Annotated in this window: 1 protein-coding gene; it reads right to left on the bottom strand. The window is 57.0% G+C overall.

Annotated elements, in window-relative coordinates; genetic code table 11:
- Nucleotides 1-9 precede the first annotated feature (9 nt).
- Complete coding sequence (locus AC1RO3_RS08180; protein ID WP_481763958.1) at nt 10-465, bottom strand: hypothetical protein; 456 nt, start codon at nt 463-465, stop codon at nt 10-12.
- Nucleotides 466-661: the final 196 nt, after the last annotated feature.

The raw sequence follows: 661 nt of genomic DNA, 5'->3' as shown, positions 1-661 counted from the left end.
TTGACTGGCTTACAGGAGGTAGCCGTTGTCGCTTGCTGCTGCCTTCGTCGCCTTCGGAGCCTTTGCCGTCCTGGCCGGAGCAGCCTTCGCGGCCTTTGCCGGTGCTGCCTTTTCAGCCTTGGCCGGAGCAGCCTTGCGCTTTGCAACCGGTGCGTCAGCATCCGTTGCCTTTGCCTTGCGGCCCGGCTTTCCTGCCGGAGCAGCTGCTGCCTTCGGAGCCTTTGCTGCCTTTGCCGGTGCTGCCTTTGCCGTCTTGGCCGGAGCAGCCTTCGTCGCCTTCGCGGCCTTTGCTGCTGCCTGAGCTTCCGTCAGCTTCGTGACTTGGGCCGTCAGCTTCGCGATGGTCTTGGCTTGAGCTGCGATCGTCTTTTCCGATGCTGCGACAGTCTTGACTGCATCCTTCAGAACTGCCGATGCTGCGACGGTTTTTGCTGCCGGTGCTGCTGCCTTTGCGGTACGTGCCATGAAGATTCTTTCCTAAAACGAGTTGAGTGATTTTTGGAGCGCGGGACCTTTCCCGTCACGTTCCTATTTACTACGTATCTGAAATTGCGCTTTGCGAATTCCCGATGCGAGGCATTATGCCATAATCCACGAGAACCGCAAAGCGTTATTTTCAGTTTTTGTTAGGCGTTGCTAAAAAGCGACACCTTGTCCGATT

It is taken from the genome of Dellaglioa sp. CoH-57-MRSF-19 (genome assembly GCF_056781975.1).
The sequence above is the reverse complement of the archived record's forward strand: the minus strand, read 5'-3'. Positions and strand labels throughout refer to the sequence as shown.

Coding starts and splice junctions, on each gene's coding strand:
- AC1RO3_RS08180 (WP_481763958.1), bottom strand. CDS start 465: ATGGCACGTACCGCAAAGGCAGCAGCACCGGCAGCAAAAACCGTCGCA.